We start from the raw sequence: 21,490 nt of genomic DNA on the forward strand, positions 1-21,490 counted from the left end.
TTTTGTTTCATCTGACGAAAAATCTGACGGCGCATCTGACGCACAATCTTTGTGTGGTATTGCCCTATGTTTCCTCAAACAAATCCATTTCCTCGGTTTCTCCTTTGGTGCAGACAGAACGCAGTCTGCACAACGCAAATTGAATGCAATATACAAATCCTTATACTATAATTATAGTATAACACACATTTATTGAATATATCTTAAAGTTTTCTCCTGATTTTCAAAACTTTTCTATGCATATTGACGATATAGTTACGGTATCCGGTTCTGTTCCGTCAAACAACTGCATAAGATAAGAAAAGGCAATACCGTGCAAAGATGTCATGCTCTTTGCGCGGTGTTGCCAAAGAACACAAGGAACCTGTTCATCTCATGTGAGGAGGCAGAGCAATGTATCACAGCTGGAACATCCGCCGATTTCTTCGCTACGCCGCATTCGATCTGGTACTAATCCTGGCGGCGATCCTGCTGACCCGTGCCGGCAAGCAGCATTTTGCAGCCGTGGACAGCACCGGCGGCGTAACACTTCCCATATTGATGTATCACAGCGTCACAGATATGCCTGAGACGGAATACTGCGTCTCGCCGGAGACTTTCCGCCAAGATATGCAATATCTCCACGACCATGGCTACGAGACTGTCTCTGCCGCCGAACTCATCGCCTATACTGAGGGCAGCAGTTCCCTGCCGTCAAAGCCCGTTATGCTGACCTTTGACGATGGCTTTTACAACAATATGCGTATTGCTTTGCCCATTCTGAAAGAATATGATATGTGCGCTGTGATATCCGTTGTGGGAGCGTTCACCGATGTATATGCCCCGGATGCACCACACAACGATGTATACTCATACCTGACCTGGGATGATCTGCGTCAGCTGCAAAAATGTGAGCGCATTGAACTGGGCAGTCATACATATGATATGCATTCCGACGACCAGCGAAAGGGCTGTGCCAAGCTGGAATGGGAATCCGAGGAAACATATCATTCCATTTTATATGAAGATGTCTCCCTGTTACAATCCCGGTTTCAGGAAGAACTGCAAATGCAGCCTGTGATCTTCGCCTATCCCTATGGCTTTATCAGTGAAGAGAGTAAGCCAGTACTGAAAGAGTGCGGGTTCCGCATCACACTGACCTGCCTGGAAAAGCCAAATTTTATTACGCAGGATCCCTCCTGTCTGTACGGACTCAGCCGCTACAACCGTCCGGGCAATTGCAATACAGAACAGTATATGTCACGTGTTTTATCCGAAAACGACAAATAGAGTGATTCAATGCACAATGCATTCAATAACAGGAGATGATACATATGCGCAGACGTCACAGACGTCGAAAATGGACATTTGTCTGCTTTCTCGCAGCCATGGCAATTCTTCCGATGACAGCTGCGTTACAGCGAAGCAGCAGCGAGGTGCATTCTTCCGCCGCCTTTCAGTCGGAAGCAATCCACGCTGACACAGACCCCTGGTACGACCAGGAGGATACGGTCACATGGAATGTGGCATCTGACGGATTTGGCTGGGAGGAAGAAACTGTACCTGCCGCAGAAGCTGTCAGATCACCTGTGGTTCCCTCTGACAATCCCGGTGCCAAACCCTATCCCACCAGCTGGAACCTCAGTGCGGATACCAGTATCAAACGCACCTCTTATGGAACCTATTCCGGCACACGTTTTTTTAGTCTCTTTACTGCCGGACAGGTACAAAATAAAACCAGCATCTCCAACAACGAACTGATTACCGAAAGCTCAAAAGCGCCGTCCTTTACCATTGAAACCAACAGTGAACCCCAGGTGCTGATCATGCACACCCATACCACAGAATCCTTTGAGCCTTATGTTCGCTCCTGCTTCGACCCCGGCTTCAACTACCGCACCACTGACCCGGCGTATAATATGGTATCTGTTGGGAATGCTATCACAGAACAGCTGGAGGCAGCCGGTATCGCCACCATTCATGACACCACCATCCACGACTATCCTTCCTATAACGGTTCCTACGAACGAAGTGCCGAAACAGTCAAAAAAATACTGGAGAAGTACCCCTCTATCTGCGTGGTGCTGGATATCCACCGGGACGCCATCCAGGATGGCAATACGCTGGCACAGCCTGTGGTGGAGATCGACGGAAAGGAATCTGCACAGGTCATGATCATCTCCGGCTGTGATGACGGTACAATGGATATGCCCAATTATCTGGAGAATTTTCACTTTGCCTGTCAGCTTCAGGGCAATATGGAAAGTATGTACCCGGGTCTGACACGTCCGATTCTTTTTGATTATCGAAAGTACAATCAGGATCTGACCACCGGAAGTCTCTTGCTGGAGATCGGTACCCACGGAAATACACTGGAACAGGCACAGTACGCCGGAGAACTAGTGGGAAAATCTCTGGCACAGACGCTGTTGAAGCTGCAAAAATAGATACAAAAAAGGAGTTGCTTCAAAGACAACAACTCCTGCCAGAAGAAAGGATATTTTTCATGAAAGCCCGGACGAAGAAAAAATGGAAGTATCTCTGTACTGCTGTTTTGCTGTATTTTTTGCTGTGCGGATTTCTCTGGGGCTTTCTCCTGGTGCGCACACGTTCCTATAACCGGCTCTCCCATGAACAGGTGGTCATGGCACAGCTGACAATTGAGCCAGACAACCATGCTTCTCTCTCCCTGGCAGAGACATCCATAGAATGGGAGCTTCCAGAGTGGGACGAAGACCTGTACCTCTGGATCAGCACACTGCCGGGCAATGCCGGGGACTGCGCAATCAGTCTGTGGCAGTTGCTATTTGCAAGATAGAGTAATTCGAAGAAAACGAATATGCGAACACGTTTTAAACTACCTCATTCAGTTGGTGCACGGGCAGCGGCAGGTTCTCCCCATGCATGGCATAAAAGCAATTCAGCTCGCCCCGATAAACCAGCATGGCATTGGGAATATACCGCAAATCGTCTGGGGTATAGAGGGAAGGCGCTTTCTCCAGTTTCACGCCGGTATGTTGAAGCAGTCTGGCGACAAATTCAGAACAGTGCATCTTATTCTGCCTTGTCCAGCGAATATGCAAAAATGTAGTACACAAGCCCAGAATATTGTAAGAGTACTGAGAACGGTTGCGTTTGAAGTGCTCCAGATATTGCAGAAACTCCTGCTTAGAGTCGGAAGAAACCGGAATGGCATAAATCTCACAGGGGATCATCAAAAACCTGCCAAGCGTCCCCTTCCCGATAATTTCCTGGTTGAATGTCGCCGGCAGAGGGAACCGACGATAGGTTCGGCAAAAGCTATAGACCTCTTCTAGGGTCAGATCAACGGCAACTGAAGCATGGTTATACGGCTTTTTTGTGAACATTTTGATAATTCGAGCGACATTTGTACCGGTCTGACTTAGAATTACGAACAAATATTCCTGCATTTTTTTCACCTCTGAAAATTTTTTTCGAATTTCCTGATTTATTATAGCATAACCCCTTGCATTTTTCAAGAGGATGTGCTATAATAATATAGTCGTCAGGTGATTCTCCCGAAGATTCAGCAATTTGCATGAATGTACTGATTCTTTTTTGTACAGTTTTCCACCTGATATGAAATATGCGCCTGTAGCTCAGCTGGATAGAGTGTCAGACTCCGACTCTGAAGGTCGTGCGTTCGAATCGCATCAGGCGTACCAAAGAAGAAAAAACCACCTGTAGGAATGATTGCATCCTACAGGTGGTTTTTTGTGACGTATTATCATTGGAACGAGATTTCGACATGCTTACAGTTCATAATAACTTGTCACATATCTAAAGCGCACAGTCGGAACATTACTGACGCCTTATCAACAATAGATGATCTGCTCAGGAAACCACTTCACAATCCCGGGCAGTTCCGGGAAGTTCCACTGCTTTTACCGTTTCATGACTGGTTTTGCGGAAAGTGCCTGTGGCTTTATCCACGGTGATACTGGTTTTCCTGATCTCGATAGCATCATTGATGCCCCAGTCACCAGCAACTGCATAGCCAACGCTGTAGAAACTCAGTGTGACCTGCTCCTCTGTTTCTGTATAGAAGGATTTCAGGTTATAGCTAATACCTCGTATGGACAGGAATTCCAGAAGATTTTCTTCATTCAGCGCAAAGTGCAGCTGTCCAGCAGCCATATCATAATAGTTCTTGTTGTAGATAATGACATAATAGGGCTTATCTGTCACGTTCTGATTGCTGTAATAGGAACGATAGATCCAGAATTTTTCATCGGAATAAACCTTTTCGCAGCCATGAAATGTATAGCTATCATTTTCCGGAACGAAGAATTCCTGTGCAAAAGTCTCTGCTTCTGCATCTGTTTCCGCAGAAGCATACAGGAAATTTCCGTCATCAGCACGATAGCGATATGCCACGAAGGTTGAGCCATTGGGGTCAAATCCCTCTGGGAATGGATAGCTGTATGTTATAGTTTCCAGCTTTCCCGCTTCCAGCATATTGTAAAGCGCCGTCACTTCACCATCTGTAAGGCTAAGGATATCCGATTCTGTCAGACTATTTACGTTAATTTCAGCTGGGCACGATCTTTTCCAGCAATGCCGCTTTTAATAAAGCAAGGTCAAAGCCATTGACCGTTTTATCACCGTTCATATCAGCCGCTCTCCACTTTGGCAGTTCGCCAGTTCCAAGCAGCCATTTTTGTAGTGTCACCGCATCGACAATGGTGCATTTGCCGTCACCATTTACATCTCCCAGATCCGTTTCTATTTCTGCATCTGCGGCAAGTTTGATGCAAATTTCAGCTTCACCGTTCAATGTCCAGGTGTTCTGATTTTCCATAATGGAATAACATTCCGGCATGGAAACAATACCAATATAATAATCTCCGGGATAGAGATTCCTATCTACATAATCAAAATAACGTTCCGGCTCCTCGCTGGTATTCCAGGTCAGAATGGGTTCCGGGTCAATGCAGTCGCAATATGGGTATAAGCCGAGCGTCACATCCGGCACATTTTCATAGGTATCATTGTCGATCACTCTGACGCCGGTGCAGAAATCTGTCAAGTCAGTAATATCCTGAATATCCGACGTTGTGGGTGCAACATCAAAGACTTTCCAGATGGGTTCAGAGGAAAGTCCGCCATCCCAGTCCTGCTTCTGCGTCCAGATCAGTTTCAGATAGCCGCGTGTTCCTTTGGGTTTCAGTACCTGTACAAAATAGTTGGTACTACCGCCAGGCGGCGGCCATCCTTCCGGATACTTCAACGACAAATATGTTTCGGAAACAACATCGTATGCCAGAGAAGGCTCCGTTGTTTCCAGAAAGACTTCATAACCACCATCCCGACAGCATTCTGCGCAATAGATGATATAACCGTTCTGAATGGAAACGGTTCCGTTCTCCTGCGCAAACGCCTGCGCTTCGTAGAACCCATCCGGGGTGAATGCAAAAATATCTGTTTCCGTAATCTGAAGCTGGTCATCTACAGAAAAGGTAAAATGGTAAACCTCTTGGGCGTAGGTGCCAACAGGTTCATTCTGCATGATTGAAGTATCCTCTGTCCAGGTGAAGTCCAGCGTTCCAGCGGATTTCGCCTGAAATACCATCACACTATGGTGCCAGCCGTCTTCCAGACCATACACTTTATAGGATTCCTCCGACATGATCTCAAACTCCGCAGTGGAATTCTCGGATGAAAAGCTATTCACGATGCCGGGGAATTCTGTAAAATCTCCGCAGAAGCAGATGTATTCTCCCTGCACGTAAATATTGCCGTAATTGTTCAGAAAATCCACTGTCTCTTCATAGGTATCCGGCACGTCAAAGGGAATCGTTTTGCTATCCGGTTCTGCCGCAAGAACGGGAAATTGTACTGCACTTGTCAATAGTGCAAAGGTTGTCAGTACTGCAATTGATTTTTTCATATGGGGTTCTCCTTTCATAACACATTGATCTCTTCTTATTTCAGCCCAGAAGATATGCCGCAAGCTCTTCTCTTTTAAAAGTATCAGAACGATTCAGCACATTGACAAGGCTGCTGCCGTCCCATTGATACCGGGATTCGTCCGCATTGCTTACATATTGATACGCACCTGCTGGAACATCGCTGGAACCCTGTCGCAAAAAATACAGGCAAGTTTCTCCCAGCGATGAAGAAGTCTCCTGGGTATACGAATCAAAACAGGTCGCATTCTGAATTTCCTCCTCAGTCATGGGAAACATGGAAGACAATTCCGGACGCAGTGCCAGATATTCTGACAGCGGAATATAGCCGCCCTTTTCATAGACAGATATCATATTCCCCTGCTGCATTGTACCATGATAAACCTCTGTGATCACAAGATCCACCTGTGTCCAGAGTTCATTTCCAATTCTGGTATAGGTCAGCCCGATTACCGTTCCGGAAACGATCTGATCCGAACACTCTGCTTGTATCATCCACGGAATAACGGGATTCACATCATCCGTCGGCAGATCTCCTACAGGATAACTGCCGATATCCATAATCGTATCCGTTTTCTCATAGCGATATACCGGTGTCACGCGATAATCCGCACTCGCCGCTGTTCCCTCACCATTGCTGGCAGGCGGAACGGTTGCTGCACCATTGTTTTCCTCTTCCGATGGCGTTGTCTGACTGCCGGACGGCTTTGTGGAAGTAACCGTACTGGCTGCTGTTGTCTGCGTCGATGCAGGCTTTGCTGTCGTTGTTGCAGCCGCAGTTGTTTTGGTTGTCCGCTTTGTCATAGTCGTTGCCTGGGATGTCCGGGTAGTTTCTTTGGTTACCCTTGTTTCTTTTTGTGTTGTAGCAGTAGCTTTTGTGGTCTGCCGGGACTGTATTGCTTGTACAATTGCAGCAGTCACCTGCTGCTGACTGGTCTGACGCACTTCGCTAGTATGTACCTCCGTTTCGCTCTGGGAAACAACTGGCAGATCAGTTGTTACGGGAGCAACGGTTTCTGTCACTGTTTCATCCACAGCGGGGAGATTTTCCTGTGTATTCCCAGGGGCAGTCTGTTCTGCCGTTTTACCAGACATATCTGTCTCAATGATAGAATCTTCCACATCTGCTATGGGAATACTGCCGCTCCCGTTTCTGTAATTTTGATAAACACCGTATCCTCCAGCCATCACGATCACGACTGTGCACACAGCTGCTGCCTGGCAGACTTTTGCCTTATGTTCCAGAATCAGAAAATACAGCGGTTTTTTTTTCGTTTTTTCTTCCAGATTCTGAAAAAAAGCCTCTTCACGGGTCGGATTCGGAAAATCATAAGCTTTGTTCAGATTTTTCAGTTCCCGTCTGAATTTTCGGCGCATTCTAACCCCTCCTTTTCAAATTCGTGCCGCATTTTTGCAAGGATCTTTTTGATCCTGCGGTTCATTGCAAACCAGGATATGTGATATATTTTACTGATATCTGCAACAGATACCTTATTGATGTACCGCAGCATAATAATTTCCCGTTCCTCCTCCGGCAGAGCCTCCATAATGCTGCGAAGTGTGAGGCTGTTGGTCAGTTCCATCTCCAGATCTGACCCATCCGGTATCTCCTCCGGCAATTCCTCCGGGGATGTCTTACGGTATTCATCAATGCACAGATTCCGTGCAATGGTATATAAATACTGCAATTCGCAGCCGTTTTTCTGATATTCCGGGTGCTCCAGGAATCGAAGGAAGGTCTCCTGGGTTAAGTCCTCGGCGGTCTCACTGTCGGGAATGCGAAAATAGCAATATTGGAATATTTTTTTGTATTGTTCTTTTAGATCCATGGATTCCCCGATTACCTCCCTTCATAGTGTTAGACGAATGAAAAGGAAAAAATTGCGATTTTTATTGTAAATATTTTGTGAATATTGAAGAATGCTTTTTCTTTATTTTAGCATAGTTTCTGGGGAAATACAATGAAAAGGGAAAAAAGGGTTGTTGCAAGCAGTCAAAATCCAAGAGGGAAACGGTACGATGCCCACATCGACCCGTTAATCCGGATTTTTCTGCCCCTGCAACAGCCCCTTTTGTTCTCTGAATTTCTCATAGCCATATCAGGATGTCAGATCCTCCACCAGCTGCCGCAGTTCCGTTTCTGTCGCCACCGGAATACCTTCCTCCAGCTGTTCCCGGTCATAGTCCGACAGCAGATTCAAAGGCATGTCCAGCCGCTGATAGGGCACACTGCTCCCCATCCGAAACAGCCCGATCTGTCCGTCTGTGATCTTCAGTACATAACCCGGCTCTGTGGTTGGTTCCTCTGTAGTCACCCCCTGGGCAGCGCTGCGCTCCTGCCGCATACTCAAAGTTAACGATCCGGCAACGATCACCAGAGAGATAGTAATGGCAGTGAGCAGCATCCATGCGATCTTTCGTTTTTCCATGAAACACCCTTCCTTTCTATAGGGGAACACCGCACAAAAAGTGCCTGGCGGCTTTGTGCAGTATTGCCATAAGTACCAGAAATATTCTTGCCAGAATTCGCAAGTTTATACATTCTGCATATTTTTCAAAGAAAATCCGCTGCACCTCTTAACATCGGGAAAAAAATGTGTTATAATAGATGTGTATCGATTTTTGCACCTTTTGCAGCATGGTTCTCTGCTGCATTTGTATCATTTCCCTGCACGGTTTCGTGCAGACACTTCGAAAGGATCCATGATCATGGAAAATAACAAAATGAAAAAAGGCAATACCGCTGGCGGGACAAATCCCAAGCGACCGCCAAAGGCTCGATCCGGTGCACCTCAGCGGCATTATTACGGCCCCACCGGTACTCCGGAATATCCCTATCACAGCCCGGAACTGGACGAGCCAACTGCAAAGGGCAAGCGGTTTCCTGTTCTGCGGCAGACCCTGTCCATTCTCGGTTCTACCCTGGCAGCGCTGTTTCTGATCCTCATCATTACATGCACGATCGTTACCACCGCTCTTGTGGTCTATGTCATGAACTTCCGGGAAGATGTTTCGAATGTCACCATTGAGGAAATGGAACTGTCCTACAATACCAATATCTATGCCCAGGACGAATCCGGCGAATGGGTGGAGATCTATGAGGTCAGCAATGCCTCTCAGCGTATCCCCATCAGCATCGACAATATCCCTCAACATGTCCGGGATGCCTTTGTCTGTGCCGAGGACGAACGCTTCTACACCCACGATGGCGTCGATTATAAGCGTACCCTCTCCGCATTTGTCAATATGTTCGTCCATATTTACGATACCAACCAGGGCGGTTCTACCATTACACAGCAGCTCATCAAAAATATCACCGGCGACAGCGAACAGTCTCCTTCCCGTAAGATTCGTGAGATCTTCCGTGCTATGGAACTGGAACGTGCCTATTCCAAGGACAAGATTCTGGAGACATATTTGAATTATATCGGCTTCGGCGGTACTTCCAACGGCATTGAACATGCTGCACAAAAATATTTCGGCAAGAGTGCCGCTGATCTGGATGTGGCTGAAGCAGCCTGTCTGGCGGCTATTCCGAAAAGCCCGGAAACCCTCAATCCTTTTGCCGGGTATACCGATGATGTCACAGGTGAATGGGTCAACACCGGACGTGCCAAGAACAAGGATCGTCAGGAATACGTTTTGTGGCAAATGTACGACAATGGCGCACTGACCTATGATGAATACCAGGCAGCACTGCATGAAAAACTGATTTTCACAGACACCGAGGAATACAAGGCGGCACATCCGGAAGAAGAGGAGGAAGAAGAAAAGGACGTAAACGGCCCGACTTCCTGGATCATTGACGCTGCATTGTATGAAGTTGCGGATTATCTTGGCGAGAAATTCAACCTGACCAGACAGCAGGCCATCTCCCGCATCAACCATGGAGGTTATCAGATCTATACCACCGTCAATCTGGATATGCAGAAATATGTGGAAGAGAAATATCTGGATCTGAATAACCTGGTGGAGAAAGACCGGGTGGCAAAGTGGCAGGATTTAGACGGAGACGGTGAATATACTTCTTCGGAAATCGTATATCCGGAATCTGCATTTATTGCTATGAATTATAAAGGCGAGATCCTCTCTGTGGTAGGTGCTACAGGAGAAAAAACAGATTCTCTGTGCTTTAACTACGCTACCATGGAACCTCGTCAGCCAGGTTCGACCATTAAGCCTCTGACCACCTATGGACTGGCGCTGGAAAACGACCTGATCCACTGGGGCTCCGTTTATAAGGATGAACCCATCGAGGTGGAAGGTAAAAAATGGCCGACAAACTACAGCGAAGACAGCTCCGCCATGTCCATCAGCCATAAGGATCTGAAGATCTATGAGGCATTGGAAAAATCCTACAATACCGTTCCGGCACAGCTTTGTGATGCATTAACCCCTCAGAAAGTATTTGAATTTGCAACCACACGCATGGGGCTGGATCTTTGTGAGGATTCCGGCGATGGACACACCGATATCGCATATTCTCCCCTGACAGTAGGTGCGCTGACCTACGGCGTAACACTGGAAAATCTCGTAAACGGCTATATTCCTTACGGCAGCGGCGGTACGCAGTATGAAGCACATCTCGTCAGCAAGGTGGTGCAGGGTGCGGGAGATGTCATTTTCGAAAATGACGGAAATCCCCATCAGGCAGTCAGCAGCGAGACGGCATATGTCATGAACAAGCTGCTCCAGGATGTTGTCAACAATGGTACCGGTCAGAAAGCAAAGCTGGAAAAAAAGCATGTGGCAGGTAAAACCGGTACGACCCAGGACTGGAATGACCTGACCTTCGTAGGACTGACAGAGGACTTCGTCAGCGGCGTATGGCTCGGTTATACAGAACGTTCTGAAATTGAAGATCACAAGATCAAATCCGCACAGATCTGGTACAACATCATTGGTGAATACGCAAACAACCTGGACACAGGCGCTGAATATCCCACAGCAAGCAGTGTTATTGAAAATAAGGTCTGCGCAAAATCCGGTAAGATCGCCGGACCCAATTGCAGTTCCACCACTACTGGCTACTGGAAATCCAGCAATGCACCGGTCTGCGACGAATGCAAGAAGTCCTACTCCACAAAGCCCAAGAATGAAAGCAGTGGTTCTACCACAGAAACTGCCGCTGCACAAAATACAGAGGAAAACAGTGCTGCCACAACTGCACCAGCTGCCCAGGAGACAACTCCGGCGCAATAACACAACAAAAATAAAACGATAAAAACAAGACCGCTGATTCTGTCGGCGGTTTTGTAGTAAATGATAAGGATGTGTGAAACATGCAGGAAACCTATTTGCTCTGCTGTCCGTGTCACTTCGGACTGGAGCGCACACTGCGGTTTGAGATCTCAAAAATCGGCGGTACGGATATTACCGCACAGGACGGAAGAATTCTGTTCCGGGGAGACGCTTCTGTCATCGCCAAAGCGAACCTCTGCCTTTCTACAGCAGAACGTGTCCTGATCCAATTGGGACAGTTCAAGGCGTACACCTTTGAGGAACTGTTCCAGGGCGTGAAATCGCTGCCGCTGGAACAGTGGATCGGCAAGGATGATGCATTCCCGGTAAAGGGACATGCGCTGAATTCCAAACTGCACAGCGTCCCGGACTGCCAGTCCATCATCAAAAAAGCCGCTGTGGAACGGCTGAAATCTGTCTATCACACCAGCTGGTTCACAGAATCCGGCGCAGCCCATCCCATCCAGTTCTCCATCCGCAAGGATATTGCCACGATCTATCTGGATACCTCCGGGATCGGTCTGCACAAGCGAGGATACCGGAAGAACGCCAACGCTGCACCGATCAAGGAGACTCTTGCCGCCGGCATTGTGGATCTTGCACGGGTACATTCCGACAGCGTGGTCTGCGATCCTTTCTGTGGCAGCGGCACGATTCTCATTGAAGCAGCATTCAAGGCAATGCGCATGGCACCGGGATTGAACCGCCGTTTTCTGGCAGAAAAGTGGGAACAGATTCCTCAGAGTATCTGGCGGGAAGCACGGAGTGAAGCGGTTGGTCGCATCAAGCATGATGCAGCCTTTGCGGCATTCGGCTCGGACATTGACCCGGAGGCAATTGCTCTGACAGAGGAAAACTGCCGCCGTGCCGGTGTGAAACCCCGGATCGAGATAGTCCAGCGTGATGTGGCGGATTTTGTTCCGCCGGAAGGTGCAATCACCATCTGCAATCCGCCCTATGGAGAACGAATGCTGGACATTCAGCACGCACAGTCCATCTATCGGATGATGGGAGGTGTTTTCCCGGCGGACAAGGCACATCCTTGTTATATCATTACGCCGGACGCAGACTTTGAACTGCACTTCGGCAAGCAAGCGGATAAAAAAAGAAAGCTGTATAACGGCATGATCCAGTGTAATCTGATGAGTTATTATCAGGGATAATTCTGAAATGTGAAAGGGGGCGTTTGGATAATCATTCGAAAAATAAATTCCCATTTCTCCGCAATTTCCTAGTTGACAACTGCGGAAAAATATACTATAATAAGAATATTGTCTATGATCAAAATCAAAGGAGTATCAATATTATGGCGAAGAAACAGATCTCTAAATCCGGCGCAGCAAAGCTGCGGGAAGAACTCGACTTTCTGGTAACCGTCCGCCGTGCAGAAATGGCGCAGAAGCTGAAAGAAGCGCGTGCACAGGGCGACCTCTCTGAGAACGCTGAGTATGATGAAGCAAAGAACGAACAGGCAATTCTGGAGGCACAGATCGCCGAGATTCAGTACACTCTCGACAATTGCGAAGAGGTAGATGACGACAGCATCTCCATTGACGAAGTTGGTCTGGGTTCTACAGTCAAGCTGAAAAATTTCCGCACCGGTAAAATCGAAACTTTCCAGATCGTCAGCAGCAATGAGGCGAACTTCTCCGAGGGCAAGATCTCTGACGAATCTCCGATCGGCAAAGGCGCTCTCAAGAAAAAAGTCGGCGATACCTTCATGATCGAAGCACCGGCAGGCGAACTGAAATTTGAAATTCTGGAAATCAGCAAGTAATTATACAGAGGATGTGAAACCAATGGCGAATCAGACAAACCCGGTTGTTCCGGAACAGGAGCAGGAACAGGATCGTAATGTACTGCGGCAGATCCGTCTGGAGAAGCTGCGGCAGAGACAGAAAGACGGCAACGATCCCTTTACCATTACGAAATATGACGTGACGGCAAAAGCGGCTTCTATCAAATCTTCCTACGAAGAGACAGAGGCAAGGTTCATGGAAGAAGCTGCCGGAGACGAAGAAGCGCTCCAGGCAAAGCTGGATACCCTCAAGGAACAGCCCATTTCCATTGCTGGTCGTATTATGAGTTGGCGTGACATGGGACGTGCCAACTTCATTGATGTCCGTGACGACACTGACCGCATTCAGGTCTATATTCGTTCCAACGATGTGGGCAAGGAATTCTTCAAACAGGACTTCAAAAAGTGGGATATCGGCGATATTGTCGGTGTAAAGGGTTTTGTATTCCGCACGAAAAAGGGCGAAATCTCCATTCACGCACAGGAGATCACCCTGCTGTCCAAGTCTCTCCTGCCTCTGCCGGAAAAATGGCACGGACTGAAAGATCAGGATACCCGGTACCGCCAGCGCTATCTGGATCTGATCGTGAATCCGGATGTGAAGAAAACCTTTGTCACACGCAGCCAGATCCTCCGGGAGATCCGGGCGTATCTGGATGGCATTGGCTACCTGGAAGTGGAGACACCGGTGCTTCTGCCCATTCAGATCGCAGCAGCAGCAAGACCTTTTGTCACCCACCACAATACCCTGGATATGGACATGTTCCTGCGCATCGAGACGGAACTGAATCTGAAAAAGCTTATTGTCGGCGGTTTTGACCGTGTATATGAAGTAGGCAGAATCTTCCGTAACGAGGGCATGGATCCGTCCCACAACCCGGAATTTACTTCCATTGAAATGTATCAGGCTTACACCGACTATAAGGGCATGATGGATCTGATTGAGGATATGTACCGGACCCTGGCAAAGAAGATCTGCGGCAAAGACATTATCTCCTATCAGGGTACGGATATTCGTCTGGGCGAACCCTGGGAACGCCTGACCATGGTTGAAGCTGTGAAAAAATATGCCGGCGTGGACTACTACAACTGGGAAACAGACGCTGACGCAAGAGTCTGCGCCAAGGAAAAGGGCGTGGAAGTGGAAGAAGGCGAAAACGCCACAAAAGGTCACGTACTGATTGCGTTCTTCGATGCATTTGTTGAGGAACAGCTGATCCAGCCGACGATCATTTATGATTATCCGGTGGAAAATTCGCCGCTGGCAAAGCGGAAGCCAGAGGACCCGGCGTTTACAGAGCGTTTCGAGTATTTCATCTATGCCCGTGAAATGGGCAATGCTTTCTCCGAACTGAACGACCCGGTAGACCAGCGAGAACGTTTCGAGAAGCAGGTGGAGGCTCGCCGTGCGCTGGGCGATACCACCGGCGAGGTCGACGAGGATTTCGTCACTGCACTGGAATATGGTCTGCCACCCACTGGCGGTCTGGGTCTGGGTCTGGATCGTCTGGTTATGCTGCTGACAGACAGCGCATCCATCCGTGACGTTCTGCTGTTCCCTACCATGCGGCCGCTGCCGAAGCTGGGACAGGAAGAAACTGAAGAAGATACAGAAGCGTAAGCATTGACAGGGGGAATCGGTGCAGACGGAATGTTCCGCCTGCCGGTTTCCCTTTCTTTATGGATCTTGACACCCAGAAAGGAACTTCTATGAAGCTCATTATTACAGATTTAGCGCATTTCCGCAATACGGTAAGTGGTGAACATCAGCTCATTGCACCGAAAGACAGCGTCCGGCACTGCATCGGCTGTTTCGGATGCTGGGCAAAAACGCCGGGCATCTGTGTTATCCATGACGGCTATGAAAAAACCAGCATTGCCATGGGAAAATGCATTGAGTTGATTTATATTTCCAAATGCTGCTATGGTGGATTCAGTCCCTCAGTAAAGGCAATCCAGGACAGGGCAATCTCCTATGTGCACCCGGATTTTGTCATGCTTGATGGTGAAATGCATCATAAGCGCAGATATGCGAACCAGATTTCCCTCTCGGCACATTTTTACGGGGAGAATATTTCCGATGCGGAAAAGGAAACAGCAAGAAATATTTTGCAAGCGAATGCAGATAACTTTGACGGAGTTGTAAAAACCATCTGTTTCTACAAAACCATACAGGAACTGGAGGAGGTTGTGCTATGACGATTGCACTTCTGAACGGCAGTCCGAAGATAAAAGAAAGTGCCAGCAGAACACTTCTGAGTGACCTGAAAACGTTCTTCCCCGAAGGAACAAAATGCGTGGAAATTGGGCTGCATTCCAGAAATCTGCCGGAGAATGAGATTGAACTGCTCTTCAGGGCAGATGCATGGGTATTTTCCTTTCCTCTCTATGTTGATGGGATACCGTCTCACCTCCTTTCCATTCTCTGTGAATTGGAGGAACAGTATGCCAATCATCCGGAAATCTCCGTCTATGGCATCGTCAACTGCGGATTCTATGAGGGGATTCAGACAGAATTTGCATTGCAGATCTTACAGAACTGGTGCGTCAAGGCTGGCTATACCTGGGCAGGCGGCGTCGGCGTGGGCGGCGGCGGTGCACTTCCCATGCTATCTGAAGTCAAGCCTGGAACAGGGCCGAAAGCACCAATTGACAAGACGCTCCAAATTCTTGCAGATACGATCCAGAGCCGGAAACAGACAGAAAATCACTATGTCTCTGTGGGCATGCCCAGATTCCTTTACAAAATGGCAGCGCAGATGGGATGGCGGCAGATGATCCGGGCAAACGGTGGAAAAAAGAAAGATCTGCGCAATTGTCCGGAATAAGTGAAATAGATGAAGATATAACCCAAAAAGCGAGGTCACCCTATGCAGGAAGAAGAAAAGCACACTATGCAGCCGGAAGAGTCCCCGGCAGAACCACAATCGGAGGAACCCGGAAAGAAAAAGAAGAAAAAAGGCAAGACACTCATCGAAACCATGCGTGAGATCGATGAAAAAGAAGCCCAGAAAGAAGCCGAAGCGGAGGAACGCCGTCAGGCGATCCTTGCCGAACGGGAAAAGAAAGAGAAAGAGGAATACGCCAAGAAAATCCAACAGGATCGCATTGAACTCATGCGCCTGAAACAGGGCATCATTGAAGAAAGCGAGACCATTCGGGAGGAAAAAGAGGAAAAGCCGAAGCTGTCTTTCTGGAAAAAGATCTCTAACTTTTTCTACCACAGCAAATGGTGGCTGGGCATTACCGTTTTCATTGTGGGTGTTTTCGTTTTCCTTATTGTAGATTTTGTGACGAAAGAACGCCCGGATATGATCGTTATGGTTCTCACCGATGATACCTATATCCAGAATCACACCAATACACTGGAGGAATACTTCGAACAGTTCACAAACGATGAAAACGGCGACGGCAAAATCCATGTGGACATCTACCCCATTCCTGTCAGCGACAATATCAACGATATGGACTATTACACGGGAAATGCAACAAAGCTCTCCGCAGAATTCCAGATGGGTGAATCTGTCATGGTGTTGACAGATGCAAAAGCAAATAAATTTATTTTGGCAGAAGAAACATTGGAAAATCTGGAGGATATCTATCCCGATCATGAAAATATCCGTGGAAACGGCTATTACCTACGCCACACGGATTTTGCCACGAAAATCGGCTACCCTGGCAATGTAGATCGTGACCTGTCCATCGGTCTGCGTACCCCTGTCAAAACATCAGACAGCAAAGAAGAAATGCAGAAAACTTATGATATTGCAGCAAAAGTGCTGGAACGGATCATGGAGGATTTGGACAACACTACCGAGCAGGAGGATATTGTCCCCGAACAAACCTCGGAATCCACAGCGACTGCTGCTACAGAAACGGAGGAATCGTAATGCTGCGAATCGGAAACCACCTGCCCTCATCCAAGGGTTATCTTGCTATGGCAAAACATGCCACAAAATTGAACGCCAATACCTTTGCTTTCTTTACCCGGAATCCGCGGGGCGGATCGGCAAAGCCCATTGACGAATCAGATATTCAGGCATTTCTTGCCTATATCCAGGAGCATGACATTGACCACCTTGTGGCACATGCACCGTATACCATGAATCTCTGCTCCGCAAAGCCGGATATTCGGCAGTTCGGGCTGAATATGCTCAAGGATGATATGGTACGCATGGAGTATACGCCCAATCAGTATTACAACTTCCACCCCGGAAGTCACACAGGACAGGGTGTGGAGACTGGTATTGAACAAATCGCCGCTGCACTCAATGAAACCCTCACCCCGGAACAACACACCACAGTGCTGCTGGAAACCATGGCTGGAAAAGGCAGCGAAGTCGGTGGTAAATTTGAGGAACTCCGGGCAATCCTCGATCGTGTGACGTTGCAAGAAAAAATGGGTGTCTGTCTGGACACCTGCCATATCTGGGACGGCGGTTACAACATTGTGGACGATCTGGACGGCGTACTGACGGAATTTGACCGGATCATTGGTCTGAATCGGCTGTGCGCAGTGCACCTCAATGACAGCATGAACCCCTGCGGTGCCCGCAAAGACCGCCATCAGAAGCTGGGACAGGGCTGCATTGGGCTGGAAGCCCTCATCCGTGTGGTCAATCACCCGGCGCTGAAAGATCTGCCTTTCATTCTGGAAACACCCAACGAGGATGATGGCTATGCGGCGGAAATTGCCATGATGCGGGATGCGGTAAAATAAGCTGCGGTCAGGAGGCATCTCATTATGAAAAAACTGGTCTATGTACTTGTGTCACTTGTGATCGCTGCTGTTTTCGGTGTCGGCGGATTTTTTATCGGCAGAAATACTGTAAATCAGGTAGGTAATTCTTCGGCTAGTACTAACGACGCCGCACTTTACCAGACTTTTTATGCCGAGATCGAGGAAAACAATGGACAATCTCTGCTGGTAAAGGGACTGGATGTCAATGATGTCAACAGCAGAGGTGAATTCTATGTGGCAATTGATGGGGAGACCATTCTGGAATGGCGGTATGAGCCGATTTCTCTGGAGGAACTGGAAGTGGGCGATACTGTATCCATCACACATACCGGCAATATCGGAGAATCTTACCCTGCACAGATTTTTGAAACTGTGCGGATTCAGTTATTGGACGATGAAAAGTAAAAACATGTAAATATTCCACATGCCTTTGCCACCGGGTAAGGGCATGGCTGCCCGAATGTATCTCGTTAGGTCTGAGAAGAGATACATCCGGGCTTTTTTTACGAAAGGAGAAGATATCATGAAACGAAGCCAGACCTTCCGCACCTTCTGCCGCTATATTTCCTGTAACGTTCTGGGGATGATCGGATTGTCCTGCTACATTCTGGCAGATACCTATTTTGTCGCCAGGGCAATGGGCAGCAATGGTCTTGCGGCGCTGAATTTCGCCATTCCTGCATATACAGCTCTGACTGCTGCCGGTCTGCTGCTGGGCGTAGGCGGTGCAACACGAGCCACCATCCTGCGCTCCCGGAAGTGCGCTGCAGATGCCAGCGCCGTTTTTCCCAATATTCTGGGCACCGGACTTGTCCTGAGCCTGGCGTTTGCCGCAATGGGTATCTTTGGTGCACCAGCCATTTCCCGGCTGTTGGGTGCAAATGGAGAAACTTTGCCCCTGACAATTCCCTATCTACGTATCCTGATGCTATACGCACCGGCATTTCTGGCAAATCAGATCCTGCTGGCATTTGTGCGGAACGACAGCAACCCTCAGCTAGCCATGATATCCATGCTCGCCGGCAGTTTTGCCAATATCATCCTGGACTATGTGTTCATATTCCCTCTGCGAATGGGCATGGTGGGTGCGGCAGTTGCCACAGGTTTCTCCCCTGTCGTAGGACTTTGTGTCCTTTCTCTGCACTTTTTGCGTAAAAACCGCACCTTGCGCTTTGTCCGCTGTTCCATCCTGCCGAGAGAGATACTCCGTTCCATCCAGCTTGGCATTTCCGCATGGCTCACAGAAATTTCCTCCGGCATTGTCCTGGCCGTGTTCAATCTGGTCATTCTGCGTATTTCGGGCAATACTGGTGTTGCCGCATACGGCATCGTTGCCAACACTGCACTGGTAGAGACTGCCATATACAATGGCATTGCCCAGGGATTACAGCCCCTGGTCAGTCGTGCCCACGGTTCTGGTGAACAGCATACATTAAGGCAATATCGCCGGGACGCACTGATTCTGGCATGTATTGTCGCTGCTTTGCTGTATGCAGCTGTATTTCTATGGTCTGATCCCCTGATTGCCCTGTTCAACACGGAGGGTAATGCTGCCCTGATACCCTATGCACGGGATGGTCTGCGCCTGTATTTTCCGGGCTTTTTCTTCGGCGGCATCAATATCATTTTCGCTGCATATCTCAGCGCATCAGAACGTCCCACAGATGGCTTCTGGATCTCCATGACCAGAGGATGCCTTGCCATTCTGCCCCTGGTACTGCTGCTGTCCTGGTGCTTCGGCATGACCGGCGTCTGGCTGGCGTTCCCCTGCGGTGAAGCGGTTACACTTGGACTGACCACATTTTTCCTGCTGCGGCAACGGCATGCGACATTATGATTTCCAGAAATATCCTGTCACTTGCGATGATTTTTTCAGTGAAATTTGACGAATATTTTATAAATAACTGTGGCAACACCGCACAAAGAGCGCCTGACGGCTTTGCACGTCATATGCTTGCATATTTTCCGTCATATTTCACAAAAATGCTCGTGAATACACAAAGTATTCACTGCGCTTTTTGTTTCATCTGACGAAAAATCTGACGACGCATCTGACGCACAATCTTTGTGCGGTGTTGCCCTGTGTAAATTAAAACGTGGCGTACAACTGTGCACAGTCATCCGCTAATGTTATGAATTATCGAAAATGCAAAGCATGCCTTTGCAACAAAGGGTGGGTGGAAAATTCACAGAGCATTCCTTGACTTTTCCTGTGCATATGCTATAATTGCATAGAACAAAGGGGGAATTGTATGATACAGCTCATTGCTACCGACATGGACGGCACGCTTTTGAATCCGAAAAAAGAACTGCCGCCGCAGCTGCCGGCATTGCTGGAAGAATTATATCATCGGGATATCACTTTCGCTGTTGCAAGCGGACGGTCGCACATGGCACTGACTTCGCTGTTCGGCGAACTGGCAGAGGAGATCATTTTCATCTGCGATAATGGTGCCTGCGTCATGTATCCTCACGAAGCACCGTTGCTCCACAGTCTGCCCAAGGCAACGGTACACCGTGTGCTGGATTTATGTCAGGAACTGTCCGGAACGGTTCCGGTACTCTGCGGCTTTCACAATATCTATTATCCTGCTGATGCAAATGATGCTATGCAAGAAGAGATCAAAAGGTTTTATCTCCAGTTCAAAAAAGTTGCCTATGAAACGCTTTATACCGTGGATGAACCGATTCTGAAAATTGCACTTTGCAATATGAACGGACCAGAGCATGAGACATACCCAGCCATGCAGAATGCATTCGGAGATGACTATGAACTGCTCATTTCCGGTGACTGCTGGATGGACATTATGTGCAAGGGGATTACGAAAGGGGCTGCTGTTACCGCATTGCAGGAGCGATTTGGCATCACAGCAGCGGAAACCATGACTTTCGGGGATTATGACAACGACATCTCCATGCTGGAATGCGCAGATTACAGCTATGCCATGGAGAATGCACCGGAACGGGTGCATGCACATGCGAAACACCTGGCACCATCCAACACAGAAAACGGCGTGGTACGTGTGATCTGTGAAACTCTGGGGATACACCTGGACGATATTTAACTTTTGTGCTGTAGAAAATATGTAGGGGCGGCTAGTAGCCGCCCGCAGAGACGTTTCAAACGAGCAGTTATCCTTGCCTGTATAAATTGACCACAATTTTGCAGTCATAGTACTGTTTCACCCAGTACAATCCAAGTATATTTTGCAAAAAACTATTTACAAAACGACAGAAGTATGGTATAATATGTTTGACGATCCCGTACATTTTCTGTACAGGATTGCCGTACATTCAGCAACCTGGACATACGAAAGGAGTTTCTCAAATGGAAGCTTATATGCCGTTTCTAATCTGGGGCGGATTGTTTGTCCTGACGGTGGTGACGGAGATCATCAGCCAGCAGCTTATCAGTATCTGGTTTGCCGCTGGTGCCCTTGCCGCATTTGTGGCAGTGTGCTTCGGCGCATCTCCTGTGGTACAGTGCGTGCTCTTTGTTGCCGTCTCTGTACTGCTCCTGGTGTGTACACGTCCCATCGTGAAAAAGGTCTTTACCTTTGGCATCAAGGACACCAACACCCAGGAGATCGGGCGCATTGCTGTGGTGATCCAGCCTATCGATCCCATCAAAGGTACCGGGCGTGTCCGCCTGGATGGCGTAGACTGGACCGCAGTATCCCAGAATGGTGCAGTGATTCCGGAAGATACCAGCGTCCGCATCGAAGCTGTGGAAGGAACAAAGCTGTTTGTCAGCCAGCTGACCGAACCTGCCGCAGCCGTAACCAACCGCACATGACCTGA

The 21,490-nt window shown here is 48.3% G+C and carries 21 protein-coding genes and 1 tRNA gene; 16 read left to right on the forward strand and 6 right to left on the reverse strand.

Annotated elements, in window-relative coordinates:
* Positions 1–393 precede the first annotated feature (393 nt).
* Genes Q0418_RS07130 through Q0418_RS07140 form a run of 3 tightly spaced genes read left to right on the forward strand, consistent with a single transcriptional unit; the run spans position 394 to position 2,797 of the window.
* Positions 394–1,269 carry a polysaccharide deacetylase family protein gene (locus tag Q0418_RS07130; RefSeq protein WP_298483450.1) on the forward strand — a complete coding sequence of 292 codons (876 nt, stop codon included), beginning with the start codon at positions 394–396 and terminating at the stop codon, positions 1,267–1,269.
* Between the two features lie 44 nt (positions 1,270–1,313).
* Positions 1,314–2,426 carry a stage II sporulation protein P gene (gene spoIIP / locus Q0418_RS07135; RefSeq protein WP_298483451.1) on the forward strand — a complete coding sequence of 371 codons (1,113 nt, stop codon included), beginning with the start codon at positions 1,314–1,316 and terminating at the stop codon, positions 2,424–2,426.
* A 59-nt stretch (positions 2,427–2,485) separates the two neighbouring features.
* The gene (locus Q0418_RS07140) at positions 2,486–2,797 is read left to right on the forward strand and encodes a hypothetical protein (protein ID WP_298483452.1); all 312 of its coding nucleotides are present in this window, start codon (positions 2,486–2,488) and stop codon (positions 2,795–2,797) included.
* Between the two features lie 34 nt (positions 2,798–2,831).
* Here Q0418_RS07140 and Q0418_RS07145 read toward each other — a convergent pair whose 3' ends face one another.
* Positions 2,832–3,410 carry a hypothetical protein gene (locus tag Q0418_RS07145; RefSeq protein ID WP_298483453.1) on the reverse strand — a complete coding sequence of 193 codons (579 nt, stop codon included), beginning with the start codon at positions 3,408–3,410 and terminating at the stop codon, positions 2,832–2,834.
* A 178-nt stretch (positions 3,411–3,588) separates the two neighbouring features.
* Here Q0418_RS07145 and Q0418_RS07150 point away from each other — a divergent pair.
* A tRNA-Arg gene (locus Q0418_RS07150) sits at positions 3,589–3,665 on the forward strand.
* Positions 3,666–3,834: 169 nt separating this feature from the next.
* On the opposite strand, the gene Q0418_RS07155 is transcribed toward Q0418_RS07150, so the two are convergent.
* From Q0418_RS07155 to Q0418_RS07175, 5 genes are all read right to left on the reverse strand, one after another.
* A complete protein-coding gene (locus Q0418_RS07155) occupies positions 3,835–4,458 on the reverse strand; it encodes a hypothetical protein (protein ID WP_298483454.1) in 624 nt (207 codons plus the stop codon).
* Between the two features lie 73 nt (positions 4,459–4,531).
* The gene (locus Q0418_RS07160; RefSeq protein WP_298483455.1) at positions 4,532–5,890 is read right to left on the reverse strand and encodes a dockerin type I repeat-containing protein; all 1,359 of its coding nucleotides are present in this window, start codon (positions 5,888–5,890) and stop codon (positions 4,532–4,534) included.
* Between the two features lie 40 nt (positions 5,891–5,930).
* Positions 5,931–7,286, reverse strand: coding sequence for a hypothetical protein (locus tag Q0418_RS07165; RefSeq protein WP_298483456.1), 1,356 nt, complete (start codon positions 7,284–7,286; stop codon positions 5,931–5,933).
* The gene (locus tag Q0418_RS07170) at positions 7,259–7,738 is read right to left on the reverse strand and encodes an RNA polymerase sigma factor (RefSeq protein WP_298483457.1); all 480 of its coding nucleotides are present in this window, start codon (positions 7,736–7,738) and stop codon (positions 7,259–7,261) included. The genes Q0418_RS07165 and Q0418_RS07170 overlap by 28 nt, the downstream gene beginning before the upstream one ends.
* Before the next feature lie 270 nt (positions 7,739–8,008).
* The gene (locus tag Q0418_RS07175; protein WP_298483458.1) at positions 8,009–8,338 is read right to left on the reverse strand and encodes a hypothetical protein; all 330 of its coding nucleotides are present in this window, start codon (positions 8,336–8,338) and stop codon (positions 8,009–8,011) included.
* Positions 8,339–8,618: 280 nt separating this feature from the next.
* Between Q0418_RS07175 and Q0418_RS07180 the strand changes: the two genes are divergently transcribed.
* The 12 genes from Q0418_RS07180 to Q0418_RS07235 all read left to right on the forward strand — a co-directional run bounded on the left by Q0418_RS07180 (position 8,619) and on the right by Q0418_RS07235 (position 21,485).
* The gene (locus Q0418_RS07180) at positions 8,619–11,111 is read left to right on the forward strand and encodes a transglycosylase domain-containing protein (protein ID WP_298483459.1); all 2,493 of its coding nucleotides are present in this window, start codon (positions 8,619–8,621) and stop codon (positions 11,109–11,111) included.
* A gap of 80 nt (positions 11,112–11,191) precedes the next feature.
* Complete coding sequence (locus Q0418_RS07185; protein WP_298483460.1) at positions 11,192–12,313, forward strand: class I SAM-dependent RNA methyltransferase; 1,122 nt, start codon at positions 11,192–11,194, stop codon at positions 12,311–12,313.
* Positions 12,314–12,456: 143 nt separating this feature from the next.
* Positions 12,457–12,927: a transcription elongation factor GreA gene (greA, locus tag Q0418_RS07190; protein WP_298483461.1), complete on the forward strand. Its 471-nt coding sequence runs from the start codon at positions 12,457–12,459 to the stop codon at positions 12,925–12,927.
* Between the two features lie 22 nt (positions 12,928–12,949).
* Positions 12,950–14,569 (forward strand): lysine--tRNA ligase, encoded by a 1,620-nt coding sequence (gene lysS / locus Q0418_RS07195; RefSeq protein WP_298483462.1) that lies wholly within the window; start codon positions 12,950–12,952, stop codon positions 14,567–14,569.
* A gap of 89 nt (positions 14,570–14,658) precedes the next feature.
* A complete protein-coding gene (locus tag Q0418_RS07200; protein ID WP_298483463.1) occupies positions 14,659–15,147 on the forward strand; it encodes a flavodoxin family protein in 489 nt (162 codons plus the stop codon).
* Entirely contained in the window at positions 15,144–15,776 is a 633-nt protein-coding gene (locus tag Q0418_RS07205) for a hypothetical protein (RefSeq protein WP_298483464.1), read from the forward strand. Before Q0418_RS07200 ends, Q0418_RS07205 begins: the two co-directional genes overlap by 4 nt.
* Positions 15,777–15,818: 42 nt before the next feature.
* Positions 15,819–16,838 (forward strand): hypothetical protein, encoded by a 1,020-nt coding sequence (locus Q0418_RS07210; RefSeq protein ID WP_298483465.1) that lies wholly within the window; start codon positions 15,819–15,821, stop codon positions 16,836–16,838.
* Positions 16,838–17,668, forward strand: coding sequence for a deoxyribonuclease IV (locus Q0418_RS07215; protein ID WP_298483466.1), 831 nt, complete (start codon positions 16,838–16,840; stop codon positions 17,666–17,668). The genes Q0418_RS07210 and Q0418_RS07215 overlap by 1 nt, the downstream gene beginning before the upstream one ends.
* A 24-nt stretch (positions 17,669–17,692) precedes the next feature.
* Complete coding sequence (locus tag Q0418_RS07220; protein ID WP_298483467.1) at positions 17,693–18,094, forward strand: hypothetical protein; 402 nt, start codon at positions 17,693–17,695, stop codon at positions 18,092–18,094.
* Positions 18,095–18,212: 118 nt separating this feature from the next.
* Entirely contained in the window at positions 18,213–19,526 is a 1,314-nt protein-coding gene (locus Q0418_RS07225; RefSeq protein WP_298483468.1) for an MATE family efflux transporter, read from the forward strand.
* A gap of 415 nt (positions 19,527–19,941) precedes the next feature.
* The gene (locus Q0418_RS07230; protein ID WP_298483469.1) at positions 19,942–20,754 is read left to right on the forward strand and encodes an HAD family hydrolase; all 813 of its coding nucleotides are present in this window, start codon (positions 19,942–19,944) and stop codon (positions 20,752–20,754) included.
* A 263-nt stretch (positions 20,755–21,017) separates the two neighbouring features.
* Positions 21,018–21,485 carry an NfeD family protein gene (locus Q0418_RS07235; RefSeq protein ID WP_298483470.1) on the forward strand — a complete coding sequence of 156 codons (468 nt, stop codon included), beginning with the start codon at positions 21,018–21,020 and terminating at the stop codon, positions 21,483–21,485.
* The last annotated feature ends 5 nt before the right edge of the window (positions 21,486–21,490 follow it).

Origin of the sequence: uncultured Ruminococcus sp. (assembly GCF_937915125.1) — a bacterium.
GTDB lineage: Bacteria > Bacillota > Clostridia > Oscillospirales > Ruminococcaceae > Ruminococcus_C.